Source organism: Roseateles sp. So40a, assembly GCF_048081605.1.
Classification (GTDB): domain Bacteria; phylum Pseudomonadota; class Gammaproteobacteria; order Burkholderiales; family Burkholderiaceae_C; genus Roseateles.
In genome coordinates, this window is the sequence record NZ_CP182288.1 from 5,512,915 (window position 1) to 5,537,058 (window position 24,144).

The following is a 24,144-nucleotide window of genomic DNA, read 5'->3' on the forward strand; positions in this document are numbered from 1 at the left end:
AGGGGGGCGAGTGCCACTTGTGTTTCTCCGGTCGCTTCCGACATCACCGCCGGCATGAGCAGGCGCGAACCCTCGCGACTGAGGTGGCCCTGGTCGCGGTACATCGGCACGCCGTCCCGTTCGACCTGACAGGTCGTCGCGTCGCACAGCAGCGGCTCGAAACGCAGCACGGGCAGCCGCGCATCCGACTTCGCCAGCGCGGCGATGAACGCGAGCTCCGACGCGCGGCGCCGCTCGTCGTCCTTCACATCGATCACGCAGCCCGGCGTCGCGCCTATGGTCCAGCGCCGCGCCTGGCGCCGTTCCAGGCAGCCCGCGACGTCGAAGGGCGCTGACGGCGGCGGCGCGACGACCATCACCCGCTTGCCCATCGCGCGCAGCCGCCGCACGGTCTCGGCCATGTCCGCGAGCAGGGCCTCGCGCATCGGCGCCTCGCCGCGCACGCGCATCTCGCCCACGCCACCGCGCGTGCGCTGCAACTCGTAGGTCGACGCATCGAGGTATTGCGTCAGCAGGCTGGACAACACCACGGTGTCGATCTCCGGATGACGCGCGAGCCAGCGCAGCACCGAGGCGTTGAAGTCCTGGCACTGCTCGATCCACGGGGAGGCGAAGCTGTGACCGCGGCCCAGTCCGGGCCGTACCGGCGTCAGGCCCGGGAACGGGCCGCACGAGGACTTCGTTGCCTGCACGAGTCCCTGATCGCTGGCCACGCGGACCAGCCCGGGGACGAGGTGCATCGCATACGAGTCACCCCACACCAGCCAGCGGGCGCCGGGCCGGGTGCGGCAATCCTCGCGGCCGTCGAAGGGTTCCTCGGCGTCGCAGTTGGCGGACAGGCCGTAGTTGGGCTTGCGCAGCTCGACGAAGTCGACCGCGCCCGGCGGTGGCTTGTGCAGCGCCAGCGCGATGCCGCCCGCGGCCAGCGCCACCGTGCCGCCGCCCAGGATCCAGGCACCACGAGGCCCGGTGAGCAGCGCCTTCGCCGGCCGCTCGATGCCGCGATGCAGCAGCCACGCCAGCGGGAACGCGAGCAGCGCCGCGCCGACACGCCAGGCCATCAGCCCCTGCGGATCGGCCTTCAGTCCGACCCACGCGTTGTGCAGGAACGCGATGAGCGGCCAATGCACGAGGTACAGCGCATAGGACCCATCACCGATGCGCACCAGCGGCGTGGCCACACGGGGCAGCCGGGCCGGCTCGCGCATCAGCAGCACGAGCGTGGCCAGGCCCACGATCAGCGCCGCCGGGCCCGGATGCGCGGCGCCGAACCACTGCGGCGCCGCCGGCACGATCAGCAACAAGGCCCAGGCCGGCCAGGACATCCAGCGCAGCAGCGCTTGCAGTCTCGCCGCGCCGGCCATCGTGGACGTTCCCTCGTGGTTCGCGACCAGCATCGCGCCGATCGATCCCAGGCCCAGCTCCCAGGCACGCGCGGGCAGTAGGTAGAAGGCCGCGCTGGCATCGATCGGCTGCCACAGGACCATCAGCGCGACGCTCGCCGCGGTGACCGCGACGGTCATGCCCAGGCGCCATCGCGCCGGGCTGAAAACCAGCAGGGCCGGCAACAGCAGGTAGTACTGCTCCTCCAGTGCCAGCGACCAGAAGTGCAGCAGCGGCTTGAGATCGGACGCCCCCTGGAAGTAGCCGGTCTGTTTCCACAGCACGACGTTGCTGGCGAAGCCCAGCGCGCCGAGCAGCTGACCCACGAAGTCGATCTGCTCGCTGCGGTTGAGCGCCCACGGCACGGCCAGCAGCGTCGCGCCGAGCACGACATACGCCGCGGGCAACAGGCGGCGCGCTCGCCGGCCATAGAACGCCCGGAAGCTGAAAGCGCCGCGTGCGAGCGCGCGCCGGATCAGCCCGGTGATGAGGAAACCCGAGATGACGAAGAAGATGTCCACGCCCAGGTAGCCGCCCGAGGCGCCGGGAATCTGCGCGTGATACAGCAGTACCCACAGCACGGCGATCGCGCGCAGCGCCTGGATGTCGTCGCGCAGCGGGACCTCGCCGGCCGTCTGCGGCCCATGCGGGAGATGAAAGGTGTTCGGGGCGGGGCTTGTCACCAAGGCGTCAGGTCGGGCAGGGCGGGAGAAGCGACGGATTGTGGCCTGCCGCCTGCGTGACAGTGCGCCCCGTGCCCTTGCGCCACACTGCCGCCCATGTTGGACACCCTGCCCCGCAGCCCGCAACGCCGCCGCGTCTATCTGATGCGCCACGGCGCGGTGACCTACTTCGACGGCACGACCGGCCGTCCGGTGCTGCCCGAGCAGGTCCGGCTCAACGACGACGGCATCGCGCAGGCGCGGGCCGCCGGCGACGCCTTCCGCGCCGCGGGCGTGCGCTTCGATCGCGTGATCGTCTCGGGCCTGCCGCGCACCGTGGAGACAGCGGACCTGGTGCTGCGTCACGCGGGCCAATCCGATCTCGCGCCGCAGGTCTGGCCCGAGTGGCAGGAGATCCGCGGCGGCCGCCTCGGCGACATCCCGCAAGACCAGCTCGCGCAGGCCTTCACCGGCCTGCAGCGCAGCCCGGTCGCCGAGTCCCAGCGCTTCCTCAACGGCGAGAGCATCGGCGAGCTGCTGGACCGCGTGCTCGGCGGCGTCGCCCGGCTGCAGGCCGATCCGGACTGGGACTGCGCGCTGCTCGTGCTGCACGGCGTCGTGAACGCGGCGCTGCTGTCGCACGCGGTGACCGGCGGCCAGCGTGTGATGCTGGGCAGCTGGGTCCAGTCGCCGGCCTGCATCAATGTGCTGGACGTCGCGCCGCCGGCCGGGGACCTGCCCGGTGACTGGCTGCTGCGCGTCTGCAATTTCGCCCCGACCCATCCGCTGCATGCGGAGGAGCGGTCCACCACGATGGAGGCGCTGTTCGCGCAGTACCTCCGCTATCGCAGCCAACGCGAGACCTCTTCATGAACTTCGACTACAGCCCCAAGGTGGACCAGCTGCGCGAGCGCCTGCTGGCGTTCTTCGACGAGCACATCTATCCCAACGAGCACCGCTACCACGCCGAGATCGAGGCCAACCGCCGCGCGGGCAACGCGTGGATCCCGACGAAGGTGATCGAGGAGCTCAAGCCCAAGGCCCGCGCCGCCGGACTGTGGAACCTGTTCCTGCCGCGCTCGGCGCGTGCGCCCGAAGGGCTGTCCAACCTCGAGTACGCGCCGCTGTGCGAGATCATGGGCCGCGTGTACTGGGCGCCGGAGGTCTTCAACTGCTCGGCTCCGGACACCGGCAACATGGAGACGCTGGAGCGCTACGCGAGCGAGTCGCTCAAGGACCGCTGGCTGGAGCCGCTGCTGCGCGGCGAGATCCGCTCGGCCTTCCTGATGACGGAGCCCGACGTGGCCTCGTCGGACGCGACCAACATCCAGTGCCGCATCGAACGCGACGGTGACGACTACGTCATCAACGGCACGAAGTGGTGGTCCTCGGGCGCCGGCGATCCGCGCTGCGCGCTGTATATCGTGATGGGCAAGACCAATCCGGACGCTGGCCGCCACGAGCAGCAGTCGATGGTGCTGGTGCCGGCCAACACGCCGGGCATCACCGTCAAGCGCCACCTGAGCGTCTTCGGCTACGACGATGCGCCGCACGGCCACATGGAGATTGAACTCAAGAACGTGCGCGTGCCGGTGGAGAACATCCTGCTGGGCGAGGGCCGCGGATTCGAGATCGCGCAAGGCCGCCTCGGACCGGGCCGCATCCACCACTGCATGCGCTCGATCGGCGCGGCGGAACGCGCGCTGGAGCTGATGTGCAAGCGCGCGATCTCGCGCGTGGCCTTCGGCAAGACCATCGCCCAGCAGACCGTGACGCAGGAGCGCATCGCCGAGGCGCGCTGCAGCATCGAGCAGGCGCGCCTGCTGACGCTCAAGGCCGCGTACATGATGGACACGGTGGGCAACAAGGTCGCCAAGGCCGAGATCGCGATGATCAAGATCGTGGCGCCGTCGATGGCGCTCCAGGTGATCGACTGGGCGATGCAGGTGCATGGCGGCATGGGCGTCAGCGACGACACGCCGCTGGCCTACATGTGGGCGGGCCAGCGCACGCTGCGCTTCGCCGACGGTCCGGACGAGGTGCATCGCAACTCGCTGGCCAAGCTGGAGCTGGCACGCCACATGACGCTGCCCAACGCGGGCGACATGCCCGTCACGCGCGGCGGCTGAGGACTTTCGTACACCGTCACCCCAAAAGCGTGGCATCGCTCCAACGAGGGGACGTCGCCGGAACTGGTGTCTCCCCCCGGAGAGCGGTATTCATCACGGAAACCGGTGGCTAGGATCAGCCACCTTTTTTCCTGGACGCTGCTTCAGCGCCGATGCCCGCGATGAACCGCTTCGCCGAAGTCCGCACCTGGCCCTTGCTGGCGTTCGCGCTGCTCGTGGGCCTGCAGGCGATCGTGCTCACGGTCAGCCTGGGCGGCTATGCGGTGGAGGGCTGGCTGGCGTGGATCGGGATGGCCTCGCTGGCGCTGACGGTGCTGCTGGCGGTGGCGGTGGTGTCGACACTGGCCCGGGCGCAGGCGCGCGCGAAGCTGGCCCAGCGCACGATGGAAGAAGCGATCGACGCCTTGCCCGCCAGCGTGGAGATCTTCGACGCCGACGACCGGCTGATCGCGTACAACCGGCGCCTGGTCGAGATCTACCCGCACATGCTGCGCCACTTCCAGCGCAAGTGCACGTTCGAGGACCTGGTGCGGGAGTCGCTCGCGCGCGGCGGCGTGCCGGAAGCCCGCGGCCGCGAGCCCGAGTGGCTGGAGGAGCGCAAGCAGGCGCGCGGCAAGCAGACCTCGCCGCTGCTGCAGCGCGTGCACGACGACATGTGGCTGCGGATCTACGAGTCACGCACGCCATCGGGCGGCATCGTCGGCGTGCGCATGGACGTCACCGACCTGATCCATGAGCAGCAGCACCTGGCCGCCAGCCGCGCGCAACTGCGCGCGACGATCGAGTCGGCCGCCAACGGGATCCTGACGCTGGACTCCGGCGGCCACGTGCTGGAAGCCAACCCGAGCTGCGAGCTGCTGTTCGGATTCACCGCGGCGGAGCTGCAGGGCGTGCACATCGGCATGCTGCTGGGCGCGTCCTCGGCCGCGATGCCGGATCCGAACGCGATGTCCGGCACCCCGCCGGATGCGCCGCTGGATCCGCGCGCGCTGCTGGGTCAGCCGCGCGAGTTCACCGCGCGGCATCGCAGCGGCGAAGCGCTGCACCTGCAGCTGGCGATCGCGGAAGTCCGCACCGACACGATCCACCTCTACGTCTGCATCGTCACCGACCTGACCGAACGCAAGCGTCAGGAAGAGCGGCTGCGGCGCGCCAACGAGCTGCTGGCGCGGCAGTCGACCACGGACGGGCTGACGGGCGTCGGCAATCGGCGGCTCTTCGATCAGCTGCTGCAGACCGAATGGCACCGCGCCACCCGCGCGAATCGCCCGCTGGCCTTGCTGATGGTCGACATCGATCACTTCAAACAATACAACGACGCCTACGGCCATGTCTCCGGCGACGATTGCCTGCGCCGCGTGGCCACCCTGCTGCGCAGCTGCGCGGGCCGGGGCGGGGAGTCGGTCTGCCGCTACGGGGGCGAGGAATTCGCCGTGCTGCTCGTGGACACGGATCTCGCCGGCGCTCAGGTGGTCGCGCAACGCTGCCTGGACAGCGTGCGGCTGGCCGCGATCGAGCATGTGGGTTCGCCGGTGAGACGGTCGGTCAGCCTGTCGATCGGCGTCGCGGCCTTCGTGCCGCAAACCGGCGAGGCGGCGCAACGCCTGATCCAGACCGCGGACTCTGCGCTGTACGAGGCCAAGCAGGCGGGGCGCGCCCGGCTGATCTGCCAGCAACAGACGGCCTGATCTCACGCGTTCTGAGCGCGGCGGCCAGGTCGACGCGTGGAGCGCGACAATCGCGTCCATGCAGCCCGCCGACCACACCCAAGACCCGATCGCTTTCCTGAAGCAGCAGATCCGCACCGTGCCGGACTGGCCGGAGCCGGGCGTGCAGTTCCGCGACATCACGCCATTGCTGTCCAACCCGCGCGCGTTCCGCGTGTTGATCGATCAGTTCGTGCATCGCTACTTCGATGTCCGGCCCGACGCGGTCGCGGGCCTGGACGCGCGGGGGTTCATCATCGGGTCGGTGCTCGCGTATGAGCTCAATGTCGGTTTCGTGCCCATCCGCAAGAAGGGCAAGCTGCCGTTCACGACGGTGCAGGAGACCTATGAGCTGGAATATGGCAGCGCGACCGTGGAGATGCACACCGATGCGGTGAAGGCCGGTGATCGCGTGCTGCTGATCGACGACCTGATCGCCACCGGCGGCACGATGATGGCCGGCAAGCGGCTGCTGGAGCGTCTGGGCGCCGAGGTCATCGAAGGCGCGGCGATCGTCGACCTGCCGGAGCTGGGCGGCTCGCAGCGGCTGCGCGATGGCGGCCTGAAGGTGTTCACGCTGGTGGCCTTCGACGGGCATTGAGCGGCCAAAGAAAAAGGCCCGCCGTCGCCGGAAGGCCTTTTGCATGGGGCGTCGAGCTTCAGAAGCGGACACCTCGCGGTGCCCGTCGTTCAACTCGTCAGGCGGCGCTGAGCCACATGGACGTATCGAACGCGCTGCACATCATCGGCATGTTCACGCCGAAGTTGGGGTTCGGATTCGCCTTGGTGCTCTTGATCACCGGCTTCACTTCGGGGGCCGTTTCAGTCGCCCGCTCCCAGGACACGTTGTCTTGAGAGCGGGCTACTGAAAAGAATAGAAACACCTGAATGAGATCTTCCGTTCCGCCCAGAAGTCGGCGGCCTCACGGAAGACGTCGAGCAGCTGTTCGCGGGCCTCGCGGTCGAACCTGGCATGATCCGGCAGCTGGTCGAGAACCACGACGAATCCTGGCTGCGCGCCCGACTTGTGGACCAGATTGGTCATGCAGTCGTACAGCGCGTCCATGTTCTTCCCGAAATGCGCCGGGAACAGGAAGCTGCTGGCGATCAATTCCAGTACGTCCTGTTTGGTCTCCGCTGGAGACAGGTCGGCGTACAGGAAATGTTGGCCGGCGTCCTGCGCGGCCTGCATCAAGTCCTCGACCCGGTAGGCTCTGATCGCCTGCACGATGTTGGGACGGACTGTCTGCAAAAGCATTGTCGCGTTCCTCCTAGATGGGGTATCCGAGTTCATGTCCAGCCCAAACCACGCCACCGGACAGCACCCGCTGCGGGGCCTGCAATCTTCGGGGTGTGGGTGGGTCAGAGAGGGTTAACCCTGAACTCTGAGACCGTGATGGTACAGAAACGGGCCCAAATGCTCAAGCCAGGGGCTACCACAATGCCATAAAAAGCGGCATTGTGAGCGTGTGCATACTTTTGCTGTATCGCTAGCAACTATGAGTAGTCATCCAGCAGAAATCGGCTGGTGAGCCACTACAAACTTTTTATAAAGGCCGGTTCCGGGGTCGGGATTGAAAGCCCTCCGCGGCCCGGGAATGGGGCACTGGGAGGGCTTCCCGGCTGCCGGGTCAGCGTGCGGCGTTGGCGTCCGCGACCGTCAGCGCGGTCATGTTCACGATGCGGCGAACGGTGGCCGACGGGGTGAGCACGTGGACCGGCTTGGCCGCGCCGAGCAGGACCGGGCCGATCGCGATGCCACCGCCGGCGGCCGTCTTCAGCAGGTTGTAGCTGATGTTGGCGGCGTCGATGTTGGGCATCACGAGCAGGTTGGCCTCGCCGGTCAGCGTGCTGCTGGAGACGAGCTGCTCGCGGTAGTGCGGGTCCAGCGCCGCGTCGCCATGCATTTCCCCGTCGGCTTCCAGCCAGGGTGCCTGCTCCTTGATCAGCGCCAGCGCGTCGCGCATCTTCACCGCGGACGGGCAGTTGCTCGAGCCGAAGTTGCTGTGCGACAGCAGCGCCGCCTTCGGTCGCAGGCCGAAACGCATCATTTCCTCGGCGGCCATGATGGTGATCTCGGCGATCTGGTCGGCGGTCGGGTCGTAGTTGACGTGGGTGTCGACCAGCATGACCTGGCGACCCGGCAGGATCAGCCCGTTCATGCAGGCGAAATTCTTGACGCCCGGACGCTTGCCGATGACCTGGTCGATGTACTGCAGGTGCATCGCGGTGTTGCTCCACGTGCCGCAGAGCATCCCGTCGACCTCGCCCTTGTGCAGCATCATCGCGCCGATCAGCGTGAGGCGGCGGCGCATCTCGATCTTGGCCAGCTGCTGCGTGACACCCTTGCGCTCGGTCATCGCGAGGTAGGTCTGCCAGTAGTCGCGATAGCGATGATCGAACTCGGTGTTCACGACGTCGTAATCGCGGCCTTCCTGCAGACGCAGGCCGAAACGTTCGCAACGCTGCGCGATCACCTGCGGGCGGCCGATCAGCGTCGGACGGGCGATGCCTTCGTCGACGACAACCTGCACCGCGCGCAGCACCCGTTCCTCTTCGCCTTCAGCGTAGGCGACGCGCTTGTGCTTGGCCTTCTTCGCGATCTGGAAGATCGGCTTCATCGTCGTGCCGGAGGCGTAGACGAAGCTCTGCAGCTTCTCCAGGTAGGCGGGCATGTCCTGGATCGGACGCAGCGCCACGCCAGAGGCTTCCGCCGCCTTGGCCACCGCCGGCGCGATCTTCATCATCAGGCGCGGGTCGAAGGGCTTGGGGATCAGGTACTCGGGGCCGAAGCTCAGGTTGGCGCCGGCATAGGCGGCGGCCACGACCTCGCTCTGTTCGGCTTGCGCGAGTTCAGCGATCGCGTGGACGGCGGCGATCTCCATCTCGTCGTTGATCGTGGTGGCGCCGCAATCCAGCGCTCCCCGGAAGATGTAGGGGAAGCACAGGACGTTGTTGACCTGGTTCGGATAGTCGGTCCGGCCGGTGGCCATCAGCGCGTCGTTGCGGATCGCATGGACGTCCTCGGGCTGGATCTCCGGATTCGGATTGGCCAGCGCGAAGATGATCGGGGTGGCGGCCATCGAGGCGACCATGTCCTGCTTGAGCACACCGCCCGCGGACAGGCCCAGGAACACGTCGGCGCCCTGGATGACCTCGCGCAACGAGCGCTGCTCGGTGGGCTGGGCGTAGACGGCCTTGTCCGGGTCCATCAGCTCGGTGCGGCCTTCGTAGACGACGCCGGCCAGGTCGGTGACCCAGATGTTGGACCTGGGCAGGCCCAGCTTCACCAGCAGGTTCAGGCAGGCCAGCGCGGCGGCGCCGGCGCCCGAGGTCACCAGCTTCACCGAGGCGATGTCCTTGCCCGCCACCTTCAGCCCGTTGAGCAGGCCGGCGGCCACGACGATCGCCGTGCCGTGCTGGTCGTCGTGGAAGACGGGAATCTTCATGCGCTTGCGCAGCTCGCGTTCGACGTAGAAGCAGTCCGGGGCCTTGATGTCCTCGAGGTTGATGCCGCCGAAGGTCGGCTCCAGCGCGGCGATCACGTCGACCAGCTTGTCCAGGTCCTTCTTCTCGTCGATCTCGAGGTCGAAGACGTCGATGCCGGCGAACTTCTTGAACAGGACGCCCTTGCCTTCCATCACCGGCTTGGAGGCCAGCGGACCGATGTCGCCCAGGCCCAGCACGGCGGTGCCGTTGGAGATCACCGCGACCAGGTTGCCGCGCGAGGTGTAGCGGAACGCGTTGGCCGGATCGGCCACGATCTCCTCGCACGCCGCGGCCACGCCCGGCGAATACGCCAGGGCCAGGTCACGCTGGTTGATCAGCTGCTTGGTGGCCGCGATGGCGATCTTCCCGGGGGTCGGGAACTCGTGATATTCGAGAGCGGCCTGGCGCAGCTGCGCACGTTTTTCTTCGGACGTGGACATGGGGGACTCTTCAGGTTGAAACCGGTCCGCCGTCGTGGGCCGGGTCGGCGATTGTAGGAGTCCGTCCCGACGGCGACAGTGCGGACTATGCGTATGCTGCATGTCGTCCGGGCCGCAGGGGCATACGCGAAACTGCGCACGCCGGGCCTGCCCGGCGGCGCCATACTCCTCGCCCCGCATGCCTTCTCCGACCTTCATGCTGCCCGCCGCGTCCACCCATCCCCTGACGCCGGGCGCCCGGCCGCGCCGCTGGCGCCGCGCGCTGCTCTGGGGCACGCTGGTCGGGCTGCTGCTGATCGCCCAGTCGCTGCTGCTGTCGCTGACGCTGAGCCATGAGGCGGCGCGCGCGCAGGAGGCGTCCGATCTCGCGGCCGCCGAGGTCACCGCGCGCGCCAAGCAGCTGATCGGCCGCGACCTGCAGGGCCTGCAGGGCCTGATGTGGGCCGAGGACGACGACTGGCGCGGCAACGCGGCGGCGCAACTGCGCCAGACCCGCGTGCTGCTGCGCATCGAGCTGCGCGACGCCGAGCGCCAGGTGCGCCGCGCGGTGGACACGCCGTATGCGCCGCCCTTGTTCTCGACGTTGGCGCGCGAACAACTCCAGATCGAGACCGAGCTCGCCTGCATCGCCGCGCTGAGACAGGGCACGCCGCTGTTCTCGCGCTCGTATTTCGTGCCGGGTCCGGGCGGCGAGGGCATGGAAGTGGCCGACCTCTGCCTGCCCCGCGTGCGCGCCGGGGAGCCGCGCTCCTACGTCGTGGCCACGATGGGGCTGCGGCCGCTGCTGGAGGAATCGGTGTCGCAGGATCAGGCGCGCCGCTTCGAGATGTCCTTCGTCGAGGGCGACGGCACGCGGCTGGCGCGCACCGGGCTGACGCGTGGCAGCGGCTTCTATCTGTCGGAACGCCTGCTGGACCTGCCGGGCCTGAGCCTGCAGCTGCGCGTGGACAACGCCACCGGCCGGCCGCAGCTGATTCCGAACCTGGCCACCGCGCTGGTGATCGGCTTGTCGCTGGCGCTGTTCGCGCTCGTCATCATCCTGGCGCGGGACACGCGCAAGCGCGCCCAGGCCGAGCACGCGCTGGCGGAGTCGCTCGCGTTCCGCCAGGCGATGGAGAACTCGCTGATCACCGGGCTGCGGGCGCGCGACCTGGACGGCAACATCAGCTACGTGAACCCCGCGTTCTGCGCGATGGTGGGCTATCCGGCGGAGGAACTGGTGGGCACGGGCCGGCCGCCGAACGCGCCGCCGTACTGGCCGCCGGAGTTCACCGACGAATACTGGCGCCGCCATCACGACCGCGAGGCTCGCTGGGAAGCCGGGCTGCCTCCGCGCGAGGGCTTCGAGACCGTGTTCGCGCGCAGCAGCGGCGAGCGCTTCCCGGTCATGATCTACGAGGCGCCGCTGCTCAACGCCGAGGGTCAGCAGACGGGCTGGATGAGCGCGGTGCTGGACCTGAGCGCGCAGCGCAAGGTCGAGGAGCTGTCGCGTCAGCAGTCGGACCGGCTGCAGGCGACGGCGCGCCTGGCGACGGTGGGCGAGATGGCCTCGCTGCTGAGCCATGAGCTGAACCAGCCGCTGGCGGCGATCGCGAGCTACGCGACCGCGTCGATCAACCTGATGGTGCGCGAGGCCGACGATCCGCAGACGCCGGCGATGGTGCGCCAGGCGGTGACGCGCATCGCCGAGCAGGCCGAGCGCGCGGGTCGCGTGATCAAGAGCGTGCACGACTTCGTGCGCCGTCGCGAGGCGGCGCGCGAGTGGGTCAATGTCGAGCAGCTGCTGGACGCGGTGCTGCCGCTGATCCGGCTGCAGGCCCGCAAGAGCGGGGCGCGCATCGAGATGGACGTGCCCCGCCACCTGCCGCGCGTCCGCTGCGACCGGACGATGGTCGAGCAGGTGCTGCTGAACCTCACCCGCAACGCGATCCAGGCGATGGACGGGCCCACGCCGCTGGCCGACCGGGCGCTGATCCTGCGCGTGAAGCGGTTGCAGCCCAAGTGGCTGAGTTTCGCGGTGATCGACCACGGGCCCGGCATTCCGCCCGAGGTCGCGCGTCAGCTGTTCACGCCGTTCTTCACGACACGCAGCGAGGGCATGGGCCTGGGCTTGAGCCTGTGCCGCACGGTGATCGAGCAGCACGGCGGCGCGATGGACTTCGAGAGCCGCGTGGCGCCCGCGTCGCCCACCGGCACCGAGTTCCGTTTCAGCCTGCCGTGCGAGGATGCGTCCGGCACGGCGCCGAAACCGGGCGCCGATCGCTTCCCCATCATTGGATCCGGAGAGTCCTCCACATGAAGCCGCAGTCCCTGCCGATGGTCTATCTCGTCGACGACGAGGAGGTGGTGCGCGACGCGCTCGCGTGGTTGCTGCGCTCGCGTCGGCTGCTGTCGGAAGGATTCGGCAGCGCCGAGGCCTTCGAGTCGATGCTGGATGCGCTGCCCCGCAGCGGACGGGACTGGCCCTCGGCGCCGAGCTGCCTGCTGCTGGACGTGCGCATGCCTGGCATGAGCGGGCTGGCGCTGTTCGAGCGCCTGATCGAGCGCGGCTTGCTGGACACGCTGCCGGTGATCTTCCTGACCGGTCACGGCGACGTGCCGACGGCGGTGGCCGCGGTGAAGCAGGGCGCCTACGACTTCGTCGAGAAGCCGTTCTCCGACAACGCGCTGGTGGACCGCGTCGAGCAGGCGCTGGCGCAGAGCGCGGCGGCGATCGAGGCGCGGGACTCGAAGGCGGCATTGGGCAGCCGCGTCGGCGATCTCACCGAGCGCGAGCGCGAGGTGATGCAGCTCGTCGTGCAGGGGCTGCCCAACAAGCTGATCGCCGATCAGCTCAACATCAGCGTGCGAACGGTGGAAGTGCACCGCGCGCGGGTGTTCGAGAAGATGGACGTGAAGTCCGCGGTCGAGCTGTCCAACCTGTTGCGCGGCGACAATGCCGCCCATGGGTGATTCTTCAGATCCGCGCGATCGACGGGACGGGCAGCCGCTGGGCGAGTTCGACCTGATCGCGCGCTACTTCGGCCGCACGGGGCGGGCCGGTCGCACCGAAGGGGGTGTGGTGTCGCTGGGCATCGGCGACGACTGCGCGGTGCTGACGCCGACCGCCGGGCACCAGTGGCTGGTGACGGCGGACATGCTGGTCGAGGGCCGGCACTTCCTGTCCACGGTCTCGCCGCGACGGCTGGGCCACAAGGCGCTGGCCGTGAACCTGAGCGACCTCGCCGCCTGCGGGGCGACGCCCCGGGCCTTCTTCCTGTCGCTGGCGTTGCCACGTGTGGATGAGAGCTTCCTGGCGGGATTCGCCCAGGGGCTCTTCGAACTGGCGGACGCCCATCAGATCGTGCTGGCCGGTGGCGACACCACCGCGGGGCCGCTCAATCTCAACATCACCGCGATGGGCGAGGTGCCGGCGGGGCAGGCCCTGCTGCGCTCCGGCGCTCGCGTGGGTGACGACATCTGGGTCAGCGGCACCTTGGGCGACGCGCGGCTGGCGCTGGAGGTGTTCCGCGGCACGCTGTCGCTGAGCGCCCATCAATTCGACGAAGTCCGGCTGCGCATGGAGATGCCCGAGCCGCGCGTCGCGCTCGGTCGAGCGCTGCGCGGCCTGGCGACCAGCGCGGTCGACGTGTCCGATGGACTGGCGGGTGATCTGGGCCATGTGCTGCAGCGCTCGCAGGTGGGGGCGACGCTGCGCCTGGCGGACCTGCCGCGCTCGGCGGTGCTGGGCGCGATGCCGGAGGACATCCAGCGGCTGTGCCTGCTCACGGGCGGCGACGATTACGAGCTCGTCTTCACCGCGCCGGCCGATGCGCACGCGCGGGTGCTGGAGGCGGGGCGGATGTCGGGCACGCCGGTGTACCGGGTCGGGCGCGTCGAGGACGCGCCGGGGTTGCGCGTCGTGGATGGCGCGGGCCAGCCGTTGCAGGGCACGCTGCAGAGTTTCGATCACTTCAAGTCATGAGCGCCGTTCGTCCGACCTTGGGTTTCATGCTGCGCCATCCGGCGCATTGGATCGCGATGGGCTTCGGGAGCGGGCTGTCGCCGAAGGCGCCGGGCACGGTGGGCACCTTGTGGGGCTGGGCCGCGTTCGTGGTGCTCAACCTGTGGCTCACGCCGATGCAATGGGCGCTGCTGATCGCGGCGAGCATCCCGGTGGGCTGGTGGGCGTCGACGGTGACGGCGCGGCATCTCGGGACCTGCGATCCGGGCTCGGTGGTCTGGGACGAGATCATCGCGATCTGGCTGGTGCTGTGGGTGCTGATGCCGGCGGGCTTCTGGTGGCAGCTGGCGGCGTTTGGCGTGTTCCGCTATTTCGACGCAGCCAAGCCGGGGCCGGTGCGCTGGGCCGACGCGCTGTTCAAGATCGAGCCGGGGCGGCCGGTGACGGTGTGGCAAGGCTTCGGGATCTTGTTCGACGATCTCGTGGCGGCCGGATGTACGCTCGTGGTGCTGGCGGGCGCGAGGGCGCTGCTGCATTGATCGATCCATCGACGAGGAGATCCCCATGCTGTTTCCCGACGAGTCTGAACTGATCGAACGCATCGCGTTGGCGCTGATCCAGCGCAAGGAGCGCATGGGCACGGCGGAGTCCTGCACGGGCGGGCTGATCGCGGCGGCGTGCACGAGCCTGGCGGGATCGAGCCAGTGGTTCGAGCGCGGGGTGGTGAGCTACAGCAACGAGGCGAAGACGGAGTTGCTGGGCGTGCCCGCGGCGCTGATCGGGCTGCATGGCGCAGTGAGCGGCGAGGTGGCCGAGCAGATGGCGCGGGGGCTGGTGTCGCATGCGCCGATCGACTGGGCGATCGCGGTGACGGGGGTGGCGGGTCCGGGCGGTGGCACGGACTCGAAGCCGGTGGGGACGGTGTGGCTGGCGCTGATGCATGGCCGCACGCGGATCCGCGTGTGGAAGGAACACTTCGCCGGCAATCGCCACGAGGTCCGCGCCCGCACGGTGCGCGCGGGGCTGGAGGCGCTGTGTGATGCGCTTGAGGACCGGGATAGCTGAGCGCGGCCGCTTCGGGTTGTCCCGCGCGATGTAGTCGCCAATGGCTGTCAGATCCGCTTTCGCCTTCTTCAGAAGGCGAACGATCATTTTTTCTTGTCGGCCATTGCCTGGTACTTGGCGATGAGGGGCAGGAAAACCTCCTCGACCGACTCCCCACCGCCGGAGGCGGCTTCTGCGACGCCTTCCGCGAAGGAGTCCTCGAAGGCTTTCAGCCTGGCTTCACGCCAACCCCGCAATTCCTCGCTGTCACGCAGCACCTGCGTGCGCGACGAATACTTTCCGCTCTCGATCAGATCCAGCACGATGGCCTCCAGTTCGGGTCCCAGGTCTGCGTGAATCATCTCGGTCGTGCCTGCAAAAGGAAATCACATCGTAGGGGGAGCAAGCATCCCCAACAAGCGGGGGACGCAGCTGACAACACGACAGCGCTAGCGTCGGCAATCGGCGTCATCGCGTCTGCGATCAGCGCCGGGTGTACATCGAACTCTTTCAAGTTGCGCGCTCAACTGAACTCGTCGCGCGGAGTCAGGCTCCGCAGAGATGAACCATCGACGACGAGGAACGCGTGAATGAATGACAGGCCGAACAAGCATCCCAGTACCTGGCCATCGCTGATCGGCTGGTCTGTTTTCGCCGGTTGTGGTTGTGCCATCGGGCTCATGACACTGGGAAGCATGGCGCCCGGACCGGCCATCTGGCTCGGGCTCGGAATGACCGCGTTCCACCTCGTCATCGGTGGACTTCGTATCTGGCGCCAACGCCGGAAGGGGAGACCATCCGCCACGCCTAAAGCGCGCTGAGGCTCACAACCCCGCCAGGATCGTGCTCGCGCGCGCGTCGCCGAGGTCGGGCGGTTGCCAGTCGCGGAGCCAGTCCGCGAACTGCTCGGCGGGCATCGGGCGCGACAGGAAATAGCCCTGCCCCTGATCGCATCCCAGCGTCTGCAGCAGCGTCCATTGCTTGGCCGTCTCCAGCCCCTCCGCCACCACAGACAAACCCAGGTTGTGCGCCAGCTCCACCGTCGATCGCACGATCTTCGCGTCGTCGATGTCGCGCTCCATGTTCATCACGAAACTGCGGTCGATCTTCAACTCGTCCACCGACAACTGCTTCAGATACGCCAGCGACGAGTACCCCGTGCCGAAGTCGTCGATCGACAGCTTGAACCCCAGCGCGTGCAGTTGCTCCAGCGTCTGCAGCGCCCGCTGCGGATCGTCCATGATCGCGGACTCGGTGATCTCCAGGCACAGCGCCGGCGGCGGCACCCCCGCCACCAGGTCCGCCACCTTGATCGGCAGGTCCTGATCCATCAGGTCGCGCGTCGACAGGTTCACGCTGATGGGCAGCGACAGACCCTCCCGTTGCAGCCCCATCCACGCCTGCGCCGACGCATGCAGCATCCACGCCGTGATCTGGCGGATGAAGCCCGTCTGCTCCGCGAAGGGGATGAACTCCATCGGCGGCACCAGCCCCCGCGTCGGATGCTGCCAGCGAACCAGCGCCTCCGCCCCGGCGATCTTCTGCCCGTGCAGATCCACCTTGGGCTGCAGGAACAGCCGCAGCTCCCCCGCGTCGATCGCATGCCGCAACTCGCTGAGCAGCGACAGCGACTCCTGGCTCGCCGCATCCATGCTCGCCGAATACACCTCGCAGCCGCTCTGACCGCGCTTGGCCGCGTGCATCGCCAGCTCCGCGCGCGCCAGCAGCAGCATCGGATCACGCCCATGCTGCGGATACAGCGCCACCCCCATGCCCGCGGACAGGTCCACCGTCTGATCGTCGATGCTCAGCGCGCGCTCGAAGTCGCGCTGGATGCGCTTGCAGATCGTCTCGGCGCGCGTCGCGCCGGCGCCCTCGATCAGCAGCAGGAACTCGTCGCCGCCGACCCGCGCGATCAGCCGCACCTCGTCCTTGAGCAGGTGCTGCAAGCGGTCCGCCACCGCGCGCAACAGCCGGTCGCCGAAGGCTCTGCCCAGCACATCGTTCACATGCTTGAAGCGGTCCAGGTTCAGCATCAGCAGCGAGAAACGCACGTCGCTCTCGGCCATGCGCCGCGCCAGGGCCTGATGGAACTGCTCGCGATTGGGCAGGTCGGTCAGCGGGTCCCAGAACGCCAGCCGGTTGACCTCCTCCTCGCGCGAGCGGATGCCCTGGCGCATGGCCTCGAAGGCCTCGGCCAGATCGCCGATCTCATCGCTGGACGGCCGCACCACGGGCCGCGCGTAGTCGCCCTGACCGAGGCGATGGGCCTCGCTTGCCAAGGTCTTCACCGGTCCGCTGATCCGCCGCGCGGTCAGCACCGCGCCGACCGCGAACAGCAGCACGCCCGCCGCGCTCAGTCCCAGCAGCATCCACTGCAGCCGGCGATAGGGCGCGAGCGCCTCGTCCACCGAGCGCAGCAGCAGCACCGCCACCGACTTGTCGGTGTCGCCCCCGTGCGCCAGCGGTTGCAGGCGGGCCTGGAACTGCTCTCCGTCGAGCTCCAGATGGAAGCTCCGCACCTCGTGATCCGCGGCGCCGAGCACCGGCAGCGCCTGCACTGCGCGCGCGGTGTTCTCCGGATCCAGCACCGTCGACAGGACCTGCCACTGCCCGCTCGCGGACTGCGCCAGCAACACCCCCTGGATGTGCACGATGCGCTTGAGCTCCTGCAGCTGGTCGCTCTTCATCTCGAAACCGGTGAAGATCCAGCCGCCCAGTCCCGCCGCCCGCATGCGCGCCACCACCACCTGGTAGGCCCGGCCGTCCAGCAGCAACAGCTGGCTCTGCGTGCGTCCCTGCTGCTGCCGGGTCACGCCGCGCAGCAGGGGCGTGACCTTCGCCGCGATGGGGTCGGTCGCGGTCACCAGCTTGAAGCTGTCGTCCGCGTAGCCGATGAAGGAGGCGTCCCCGCGCGCGCTCAGGTTGGCGAAGACGTCCTGCAGCATGGCCCGCAGTTCCTCGCCCTGGATCCCCGCCGCCACCAGCTGCCGCAGCCCGTAGTCCGACTGCAGCAGATCGGCCACGAGGCCGCGCTGCTCGTTGTCTTCCTCGATCAGCTGGACCAGGATGCGCTCACCGGCCTCGAGTTCCTCAGCCACCGAGGCCCGGGCGTTGCGCCCGATGCCCTCGTTGATCAGCAGCAGGTTGAGCAGCTGGACCACCAGCAGCAAGGCCAGGAACAGCGCGACGATGCGCCCTTCGAGTCGCCGCAGGTTGAGGAAGTCCGGCCAGCGCATCGCGGCGTCAGTCCTTGAAGTCCACCTTCAGCACCCCGGTCGCGGCCGACCCCACCGCCAGCGGTTGCGAGGTCGGTGCGGCATTGCCCAGCCGCGACGCCCACAGCCTCAATCGATGGTCGCCGGCCGGCAGGTTCAGCTTCACCTCGCCCTTGGCGTCAGTGATGCCAAAGGCCGGCGTGTCGACCACGACGATGCTGGCGGTCATCCGGTCATGGATGTTGCAGCCCAGTTGCGCCACGCCCGGCTTGTCGAAGACCACCGGTTCGGCCGGCGTGCCCGCGTAGAGCTTGAGCTCGAACTTCTTCGTCTGCGAGAACGAATAGACGTGGTGCCGCACGGTGTCGAAGTTGGGGAAGTTCACCGACGTGCCGGTCTGGACGACCAGCAATTGCGGCTGGAACTGCCGATCCCGCTGCGCCATCGTGGCGGTCGCCCCGACCGCCGGCTTGGCCGGCTGTCCCTTGAGCTCGACCGCCACCACCACGTTGGGCGCCGGCGCGCCGGCCGCGTCGCGGACCTGGATCGTCCAGTCCGCCGCGAGCGCCGACGTGGCGCCCAGCAGCGGAGCGATCAAGGCGGAAGTCAGGAGCGTGAAAGCACGGTGCAGGCTCATCGGCGGCGCCAGGAAGACGACATGGCGTCAACCATAGCGGGTTTTCTGGGCCGGCGGACGCAGGGCTTGCTCCAGCATCAGGGCCAATCGCCCCAGGGCCTCCCACGGATCGGTGGGCCAGTCGGGGTGTCTCAGCCCCTTGACGATGCCGTCGCAGGTCTGCGCCGCCACCACCAGGCGAGTGAGCGCCGCGCCCTGGAGCTGAGGCACGATGCGTTCGAAGAGCCGCTCCTTCGGGCCCCAGATGCGCGATTCCCGCAGGGCCATCGGCAGCGGCTTGCCGGCGGCCACGGCGTCGTGGACCCGCTTGAGCCCGCGGATGTCCTCCGCCATCGTCCAGTGCACCAGCACCGCGGCTTCGCCCTCGGCCTTCAGGCCGTCGAGCATGCGCAGCACGCGGCCGACCTTGCCGCCCAGCAGCGCCTCGCTGAGCTTGAACACGTCGAAGCGCGCCACGTCCAGCACGGCCGCCTCGATCTGCTCCAGGCTGAGCTCGCCCGGCGGATGCAGCAGCGCGAGTTTCTGCAGCTCCTGGTGCGCGGCGAGCAGGTTGCCCTCGACACGATCGGCGAAGAACTCCAGCGCCTGCTGACCCTGCGGGCCCGCGGCCACCGACTGCCCCTGCTGCTGCAGGCGCCGGGCGATCCAGGCGGGCAGCTCGCGCCGCTCCACCGGGTCGACCTTGACCGACACGCCCGCGCTGTCCAGCGCGGTGAACCAGGCGCTGCTGAGCTGCGTCTTGTCCAGCCTCGGCAGGGTGACCAGCGTCAGCACGTCCGGCGGCAGGCCGTCGACGTAGCGCTGCAGCGCCTCGGATCCGTCCTTGCCGGGCTTGCCGCCCGGGATGCGGATCTCGATCAGCTGCTTGTCGGCGAACAGGCTCATCGCCTGGGAGGCCGCGATCACCGGCGCCCAGTCAAAGTAGGCGCCGGAGACGATGAAGACCTGGCGCTCGCTGTAGCCCTGCTTGCGGGCCTCGGCGCGCAGCGCGTCGGCGGCTTCCTGCGCGAGCAGCGGCTCGTCGCCGTGCACCACGTAGACCGGCTTGAGCCCCTTGGCCAGATGGCCGGCCAGCGCATCGCCCTTGATCTGCATCGACGCGTGTCCCGCTCAGTTGGCCAGGTGGACCGCCGCCAGCCGGCGCAGCAGCAGGCCGACGGCCTCGACCTGCATCGCCTTCTGCAACGAAGCCTCTTCCTGTTCCTTGGCCAGCGCCGCGCTTTCGCTGTAGTTCATGTCGCGGGTCAGGCGCAGCTCCGTGCGCGGCAGCAGGATGTCGCCGCCCGCCGTGCGCAGCGAGTAGTCCAGCGACAGGCGCAGCTGCCATTCCGTGATCTGCCCCGCGGCCGTCGTCGCCACCGAGGTCTTGTCGCGCACCTCGCGTTCGGCCTCGATGATCACGTCGGCGCGGTTGGGATCCTCGACCAGGCGCACGGTGCTGCGCTGCACCTGCCGGCGCAGTTCCTGCGCCAGCGGCGAGTGCGGCACGAAGCCGGTCAGCGCCAGCGTCTTGAAGTGGTAGACCGGCTCCTTGCGCAGCTCGAAGCCGCAGCCCGACAACAGGCCGGCGGCGCCCAGCGCGCCCAGGGAGGCGAACGACAGCAGTTGGCGGCGCTTCATGGCGTCAGACCACCACGTTGACGAGACGGCCCGGGACGATGACGACCTTCTTCGGCGTCTTGCCCTCGGCGAACTTCTCGAACTCGGGATTGGCCAGCGCGGCGGCCTCGATCGCGGCCTTGTCCGCCGAGGCGGCGACCTTGATCGAGCCGCGCAGCTTGCCGTTGACCTGCAGCACCAGCTCGATCTGGTCCTGCACCAGCGCGGCCTCGTCGACCTGCGGCCACGCCGCGTCCAGCAGCTCGCCGAGCTCGGCGGCGAAGCCCAGCTCGTTCCACAGCGCGTGCGCGATGTGCGGGCAGGCCGGGTAGATCACGCGCAGCAGCACCGAGAAGCCCTCGCGCACCGCCGCCGACTGACCTTCCGCCTTGAAGCCTTCGAGCGCGTTCAGCAACTTCATGGCGCCGGAGACCACGGTGTTGTACTGCATGCGCTCGTAGTCGTACGAGACCTGCTTGAGCACCAGGTGCACCTCGCGGCGCAGCGCCTTGCCGTCGTCGTTCAGCGCGGCGAAGTCCGCGCCGCCGCTCTTGATCGCCTCGGCCTGCTTGGCGCCGAAGCCCCACACCCGCTTCAGGAAGCGGTGCGCGCCCTCGACGCCGGCATCGTTCCATTCCAGCGTCTGCTCCGGAGGCGACGCGAACATCACGAACAGGCGGGCCGTGTCGGCGCCGAACTCGTCGATCAGCGCCTGCGGGTCCACGCCGTTGCTCTTGGACTTCGACATCGTCGTCATCTCGTACTCGAGCGGCAGGCCGTCGGCCTTCAGCGTGCCGCCGGTGGGCTGGCCGTGCTCGTTGCGGATGACGTCGACTTCGTGTTCCCAGTAGTAGTGCTTGCCGGCGTCTTCCGGCTTGCGGAAGAAGGCGCCCTTGAGCACCATGCCCTGCGTGAGCAGGTTGGTGAACGGCTCGTTGAACTTGATCAGCTTCAGGTCACGCATGACCTTGGTCCAGAAGCGCGCGTACAGCAGGTGCAGGATCGCGTGCTCGATGCCGCCGATGTACTGGTCCATCGGCATCCAGTAGTCGGTGCCGCCGGCGACCATCTGCTCCGGATTGGTCGCGTCGCAATAACGCATGAAGTACCACGAGCTGTCCACGAAGGTGTCCATCGTGTCCGTCTCGCGCTTGGCCGCGGCGCCGCACTTCGGGCAGCTGCAGTTCAGGAAGTCCGCGCGCTTGTTCAGCGGGTTGCCGCTGCCGTCGGGGATGCAGTCCTCGGGCAGCACGACCGGCAGGTCCTTCTCGGGGACCGGCACCGGGCCGCAGCTGTCGCAATGGATGATGGGGATCGGCGTGCCCCAGTAGCGCTGGCGGCTCACGCCCCAGTCGCGCAGGCGCCAGGTCGTCTTCTTCTCGCCCAGGCCCTTGGTGCCGACCAGCTCGGCCACCTTGTCCACGGCCTGCTTGTGCGTCAGGCCGTCGAGCGCGCCGGAGTTGACGCAGACGCCGCGCTGCTTGTCGCCGTACCACTCGGCCCAGGCGTCGGTCGAGTAGGCCTCGCCGTCCACCGCCACGACCTGCTTGATCGGGATGCCGTACTTCTTCGCGAACGCGAAGTCGCGCTCGTCATGGGCCGGGACGCCCATCACCGCGCCGTCGCCATAGCTCATCAGCACGTAGTTGCCGACCCAGACCTCGACCTGCTCGCCGGTGAGCGGGTGCGTCACGAACAGGCCCGTGGCCAGGCCCTTCTTGTCCTGCGTCGCCAGTTCGGCCTCGGTCGTGCCGCCCTGCTTGCATTCCTCGATGAAGGCGGCCAGCGCGGGGTTCGTCTTCGCGGCGTGCGCGGCCAGCGGGTGCTCCGGCGCGACGGCGCAGAAGGTCACGCCCATGATCGTGTCGGCGCGCGTCGTGAAGACGTACAGCAGACCGCCCTGGATGGGCTGGCCGCCATTGCCTTCGTCTTCGCCAGTGATCGCATGCGGGAACGCGAAACGCACGCCCTCGCTCTTGCCGATCCAGTTCTCCTGCATCAGGCGCACGCGCTCGGGCCAGCCCGACAGGTAGTTCGGATCGGCCGGATCGGCCACCGCCGCGAGCAGCTCCTCGGCGTAGTCCGTGATCTTCAGGTAGTAGCCGGGGATCTCGCGCTTCTCGACCGTCGCGCCCGAGCGCCAGCCCTTGCCGTCGATGACCTGCTCGTTGGCCAGCACGGTCTGGTCGACCGGGTCCCAGTTCACCACCTGCGTGCGGCGCTCGGCGATGCCGGCCTCCAGCATCTTCAGGAACAGCCACTGGTTCCAGCGGTAGTAGTCGGGCTTGCAGGTGGCGATCTCGCGCGACCAGTCGATCGCCAGGCCCATCGCCTGCATCTGCGACTTCATGTAGGCGATGTTGTCGTAGGTCCACGCGGCCGGCGGCACCTTGTTCTTCATCGCCGCGTTCTCCGCGGGCAGGCCGAAGGCGTCCCAGCCCATCGGCATCAGCACGTTGAAACCCTTCATGCGCAGCTGACGCGTCAACATGTCGTTGATCGTGTAGTTGCGGACATGGCCCATGTGCAGCTTGCCGCTCGGGTAGGGCAGCATGGAGCAGGCATAGAACTTCGGCTTGGACGCGTCCTCGACGACGCGGTAGGCGTCGCGGGCGTTCCAGTGATCGCGGGCGGCCTGTTCGACCTCGGAGGGGGCGTATTTCTCGTTCATGGTGGCTCGGGCAACGTAGCCGCCGATTGTAGGAGGCCGCGCGCCGTCGCCCATCCTCCCGGTGGGCGCCACCCTGCGGGGGTGAGCAATCAGCGCTTCGGGGGCGTCGCCGTGTCCTCGGACTCGCCCGTCTGGGCGATGAACGCGATGCGGTTCAGCCCCGCCTGTTGAGCCCAGCCGATGAGCTGCGCCACCTTGCCGTAGGGAACCGTCTGATCCGCGCTCAGGCGCAGTTCGGCGTCGGGCTGGCGTTGTGCCAACTGGGCGAGGCGCTCGCGCAGCGCCTTCGGATCGAGCTTGTCGTCGCCCAGCAGGTAGTCGCCCTCAGGGGTGATCGCCAGGGCGATGAAACGGGCGCCGGGCGTGGGCGCGGCCGCGTCGCTCCGGGGCAGGTCCAGCTTGAGCGCGCGGCCCATCAGCGGCGCGGCGATGATGAAGATCACCAGCAGCACCAGCATGACGTCGATCAGCGGCGTCATGTTGATCTCGCCCATCGGCTTGGGCGCTTCGCGGCGTTCCAGGCGGCCGAACTTCATGGTGATCGCGTCCGGGGGCAGGGGGCAGGGGGGTAAAAGGCTCAGGCGCCGCCGAGCAGCTCGCGCAGGTCGTGCGCGAAGCCCTCGAGCTCGGCCTCGCAGCCCGCCACCCACTTGCCGAACAGGTTGTAGGCCAGCACCGCGGGGATCGCGACGGCCAGGCCAGCGGCGGTCATGATCAGCGATTCGCCGACCGGTCCCGCGACCTTGTCCAGGCTGAAATCGCCCGACGAGGAGATGCTCAGCAACGCGTGATAGATCCCCCAGACGGTCCCGAACAACCCCACGAAGGGGGCAGTCGCGCCGATGGTGGCCAGCACGACCTGACCGCGGCTCAGGCCGCCCAGCACCGCGTGCAGCGCGTCGCGCAGGCGGCGGGTCAGTTGCGAGGTCTGGCGCGCGGCCGCGGCGAGTGAGCCGGGGGCGCTGTCGCGCATGGCGGCGTCGATCAGCGGCAGCATCAGCCCACCGCGGTCCAGCGCGCGCAGCTGATCGCGTCCCTGCGCGAGGTCCGCGGCGGCCCAGAACACGGGCAGGCCGCGACCCAGGGCGGCCCGGGCGCGCGCCAGCGTCCAACTGCGCCAGAAGATCAGCACCCAGCTGCAGACGGACATCGCCAGCAGCAGCAGGGAAACGAAACGGGCGACACCGTCGCCCGCTTGCCAGAGATGGGTGAGTTCGGTCATC

At 68.8% G+C, this 24,144-nt stretch carries 19 protein-coding genes and 1 pseudogene; 9 read left to right on the forward strand and 11 right to left on the reverse strand.

Translation table 11 applies throughout. The features are described from left to right. Positions 1 to 56: 56 nt before the first annotated feature. Positions 57 to 2,219 (reverse strand): annotated as a pseudogene (locus ACNI65_RS25110) (acyltransferase family protein); the annotation flags it as partial. On the opposite strand from ACNI65_RS25110, the gene ACNI65_RS25115 reads away from it, so the two are divergent. The 4 genes from ACNI65_RS25115 (at position 2,163) to ACNI65_RS25130 (ending at position 6,481) form a co-directional block, all read left to right on the forward strand. Next, positions 2,163 to 2,918, forward strand: coding sequence for a histidine phosphatase family protein (locus tag ACNI65_RS25115; protein WP_416760239.1), 756 nt, complete (start codon positions 2,163 to 2,165; stop codon positions 2,916 to 2,918). The pseudogene ACNI65_RS25110 and the gene ACNI65_RS25115 overlap by 57 nt on opposite strands. Beyond that, on the forward strand, positions 2,915 to 4,174 hold the full coding sequence (locus ACNI65_RS25120) for an acyl-CoA dehydrogenase family protein (RefSeq protein ID WP_416760240.1): 1,260 nt from the start codon (positions 2,915 to 2,917) through the stop codon (positions 4,172 to 4,174). Before ACNI65_RS25115 ends, ACNI65_RS25120 begins: the two co-directional genes overlap by 4 nt. Before the next feature lie 161 nt (positions 4,175 to 4,335). Continuing rightward, entirely contained in the window at positions 4,336 to 5,862 is a 1,527-nt protein-coding gene (locus ACNI65_RS25125) for a diguanylate cyclase domain-containing protein (RefSeq protein WP_416760242.1), read from the forward strand. Between the two features lie 58 nt (positions 5,863 to 5,920). Then, positions 5,921 to 6,481: an adenine phosphoribosyltransferase gene (locus ACNI65_RS25130; RefSeq protein WP_416760243.1), complete on the forward strand. Its 561-nt coding sequence runs from the start codon at positions 5,921 to 5,923 to the stop codon at positions 6,479 to 6,481. Between the two features lie 261 nt (positions 6,482 to 6,742). On the opposite strand, the gene ACNI65_RS25135 is transcribed toward ACNI65_RS25130, so the two are convergent. Beyond that, positions 6,743 to 7,138 (reverse strand): barstar family protein, encoded by a 396-nt coding sequence (locus ACNI65_RS25135; protein ID WP_416760245.1) that lies wholly within the window; start codon positions 7,136 to 7,138, stop codon positions 6,743 to 6,745. Between the two features lie 373 nt (positions 7,139 to 7,511). Then, the gene (locus tag ACNI65_RS25140) at positions 7,512 to 9,809 is read right to left on the reverse strand and encodes an NADP-dependent malic enzyme (protein WP_416760247.1); all 2,298 of its coding nucleotides are present in this window, start codon (positions 9,807 to 9,809) and stop codon (positions 7,512 to 7,514) included. A 178-nt stretch (positions 9,810 to 9,987) separates the two neighbouring features. Here ACNI65_RS25140 and ACNI65_RS25145 point away from each other — a divergent pair, with 178 nt between their 5' ends. From ACNI65_RS25145 to ACNI65_RS25165, 5 genes are read left to right on the forward strand one after another with little or no spacing between them, the layout of a single operon-like run. Continuing rightward, the gene (locus tag ACNI65_RS25145; RefSeq protein ID WP_416760248.1) at positions 9,988 to 12,108 is read left to right on the forward strand and encodes a two-component system sensor histidine kinase NtrB; all 2,121 of its coding nucleotides are present in this window, start codon (positions 9,988 to 9,990) and stop codon (positions 12,106 to 12,108) included. Continuing rightward, positions 12,105 to 12,761, forward strand: coding sequence for a response regulator transcription factor (locus ACNI65_RS25150; RefSeq protein WP_416760249.1), 657 nt, complete (start codon positions 12,105 to 12,107; stop codon positions 12,759 to 12,761). The genes ACNI65_RS25145 and ACNI65_RS25150 overlap by 4 nt, the downstream gene beginning before the upstream one ends. Before the next feature lie 37 nt (positions 12,762 to 12,798). Beyond that, positions 12,799 to 13,773 (forward strand): thiamine-phosphate kinase, encoded by a 975-nt coding sequence (gene thiL / locus ACNI65_RS25155; protein WP_416763703.1) that lies wholly within the window; start codon positions 12,799 to 12,801, stop codon positions 13,771 to 13,773. Further along, complete coding sequence (locus tag ACNI65_RS25160) at positions 13,770 to 14,291, forward strand: phosphatidylglycerophosphatase A (protein WP_416760251.1); 522 nt, start codon at positions 13,770 to 13,772, stop codon at positions 14,289 to 14,291. Before thiL ends, ACNI65_RS25160 begins: the two co-directional genes overlap by 4 nt. Before the next feature lie 25 nt (positions 14,292 to 14,316). After that, positions 14,317 to 14,817, forward strand: a complete 501-nt coding sequence (locus tag ACNI65_RS25165; RefSeq protein WP_416760253.1) for a CinA family protein — start codon at positions 14,317 to 14,319, stop codon at positions 14,815 to 14,817. 83 nt (positions 14,818 to 14,900) lie between these two features. Here ACNI65_RS25165 and ACNI65_RS25170 read toward each other — a convergent pair whose 3' ends face one another. From ACNI65_RS25170 to ACNI65_RS25205, 8 genes are all read right to left on the reverse strand, one after another. Further along, positions 14,901 to 15,158, reverse strand: a complete 258-nt coding sequence (locus tag ACNI65_RS25170; RefSeq protein WP_416760255.1) for a type II toxin-antitoxin system ParD family antitoxin — start codon at positions 15,156 to 15,158, stop codon at positions 14,901 to 14,903. Between the two features lie 462 nt (positions 15,159 to 15,620). Further along, positions 15,621 to 18,035: a putative bifunctional diguanylate cyclase/phosphodiesterase gene (locus tag ACNI65_RS25175; RefSeq protein WP_416760257.1), complete on the reverse strand. Its 2,415-nt coding sequence runs from the start codon at positions 18,033 to 18,035 to the stop codon at positions 15,621 to 15,623. Between the two features lie 7 nt (positions 18,036 to 18,042). Then, a complete protein-coding gene (locus tag ACNI65_RS25180) occupies positions 18,043 to 18,612 on the reverse strand; it encodes a methylamine utilization protein (RefSeq protein WP_416760258.1) in 570 nt (189 codons plus the stop codon). A gap of 66 nt (positions 18,613 to 18,678) precedes the next feature. Further along, positions 18,679 to 19,746, reverse strand: coding sequence for a DNA polymerase III subunit delta (gene holA, locus ACNI65_RS25185; protein WP_416760259.1), 1,068 nt, complete (start codon positions 19,744 to 19,746; stop codon positions 18,679 to 18,681). Between the two features lie 15 nt (positions 19,747 to 19,761). Beyond that, positions 19,762 to 20,271 (reverse strand): LPS assembly lipoprotein LptE, encoded by a 510-nt coding sequence (lptE, locus tag ACNI65_RS25190; protein WP_416760260.1) that lies wholly within the window; start codon positions 20,269 to 20,271, stop codon positions 19,762 to 19,764. A gap of 4 nt (positions 20,272 to 20,275) precedes the next feature. Further along, positions 20,276 to 22,921: a leucine--tRNA ligase gene (gene leuS / locus ACNI65_RS25195; RefSeq protein ID WP_416760261.1), complete on the reverse strand. Its 2,646-nt coding sequence runs from the start codon at positions 22,919 to 22,921 to the stop codon at positions 20,276 to 20,278. 89 nt (positions 22,922 to 23,010) lie between these two features. Continuing rightward, positions 23,011 to 23,457, reverse strand: a complete 447-nt coding sequence (locus ACNI65_RS25200) for an ExbD/TolR family protein (protein ID WP_416760262.1) — start codon at positions 23,455 to 23,457, stop codon at positions 23,011 to 23,013. 41 nt (positions 23,458 to 23,498) lie between these two features. Beyond that, positions 23,499 to 24,143, reverse strand: a complete 645-nt coding sequence (locus ACNI65_RS25205; RefSeq protein WP_416760264.1) for a MotA/TolQ/ExbB proton channel family protein — start codon at positions 24,141 to 24,143, stop codon at positions 23,499 to 23,501. Between the last annotated feature and the right edge of the window lies 1 nt (position 24,144).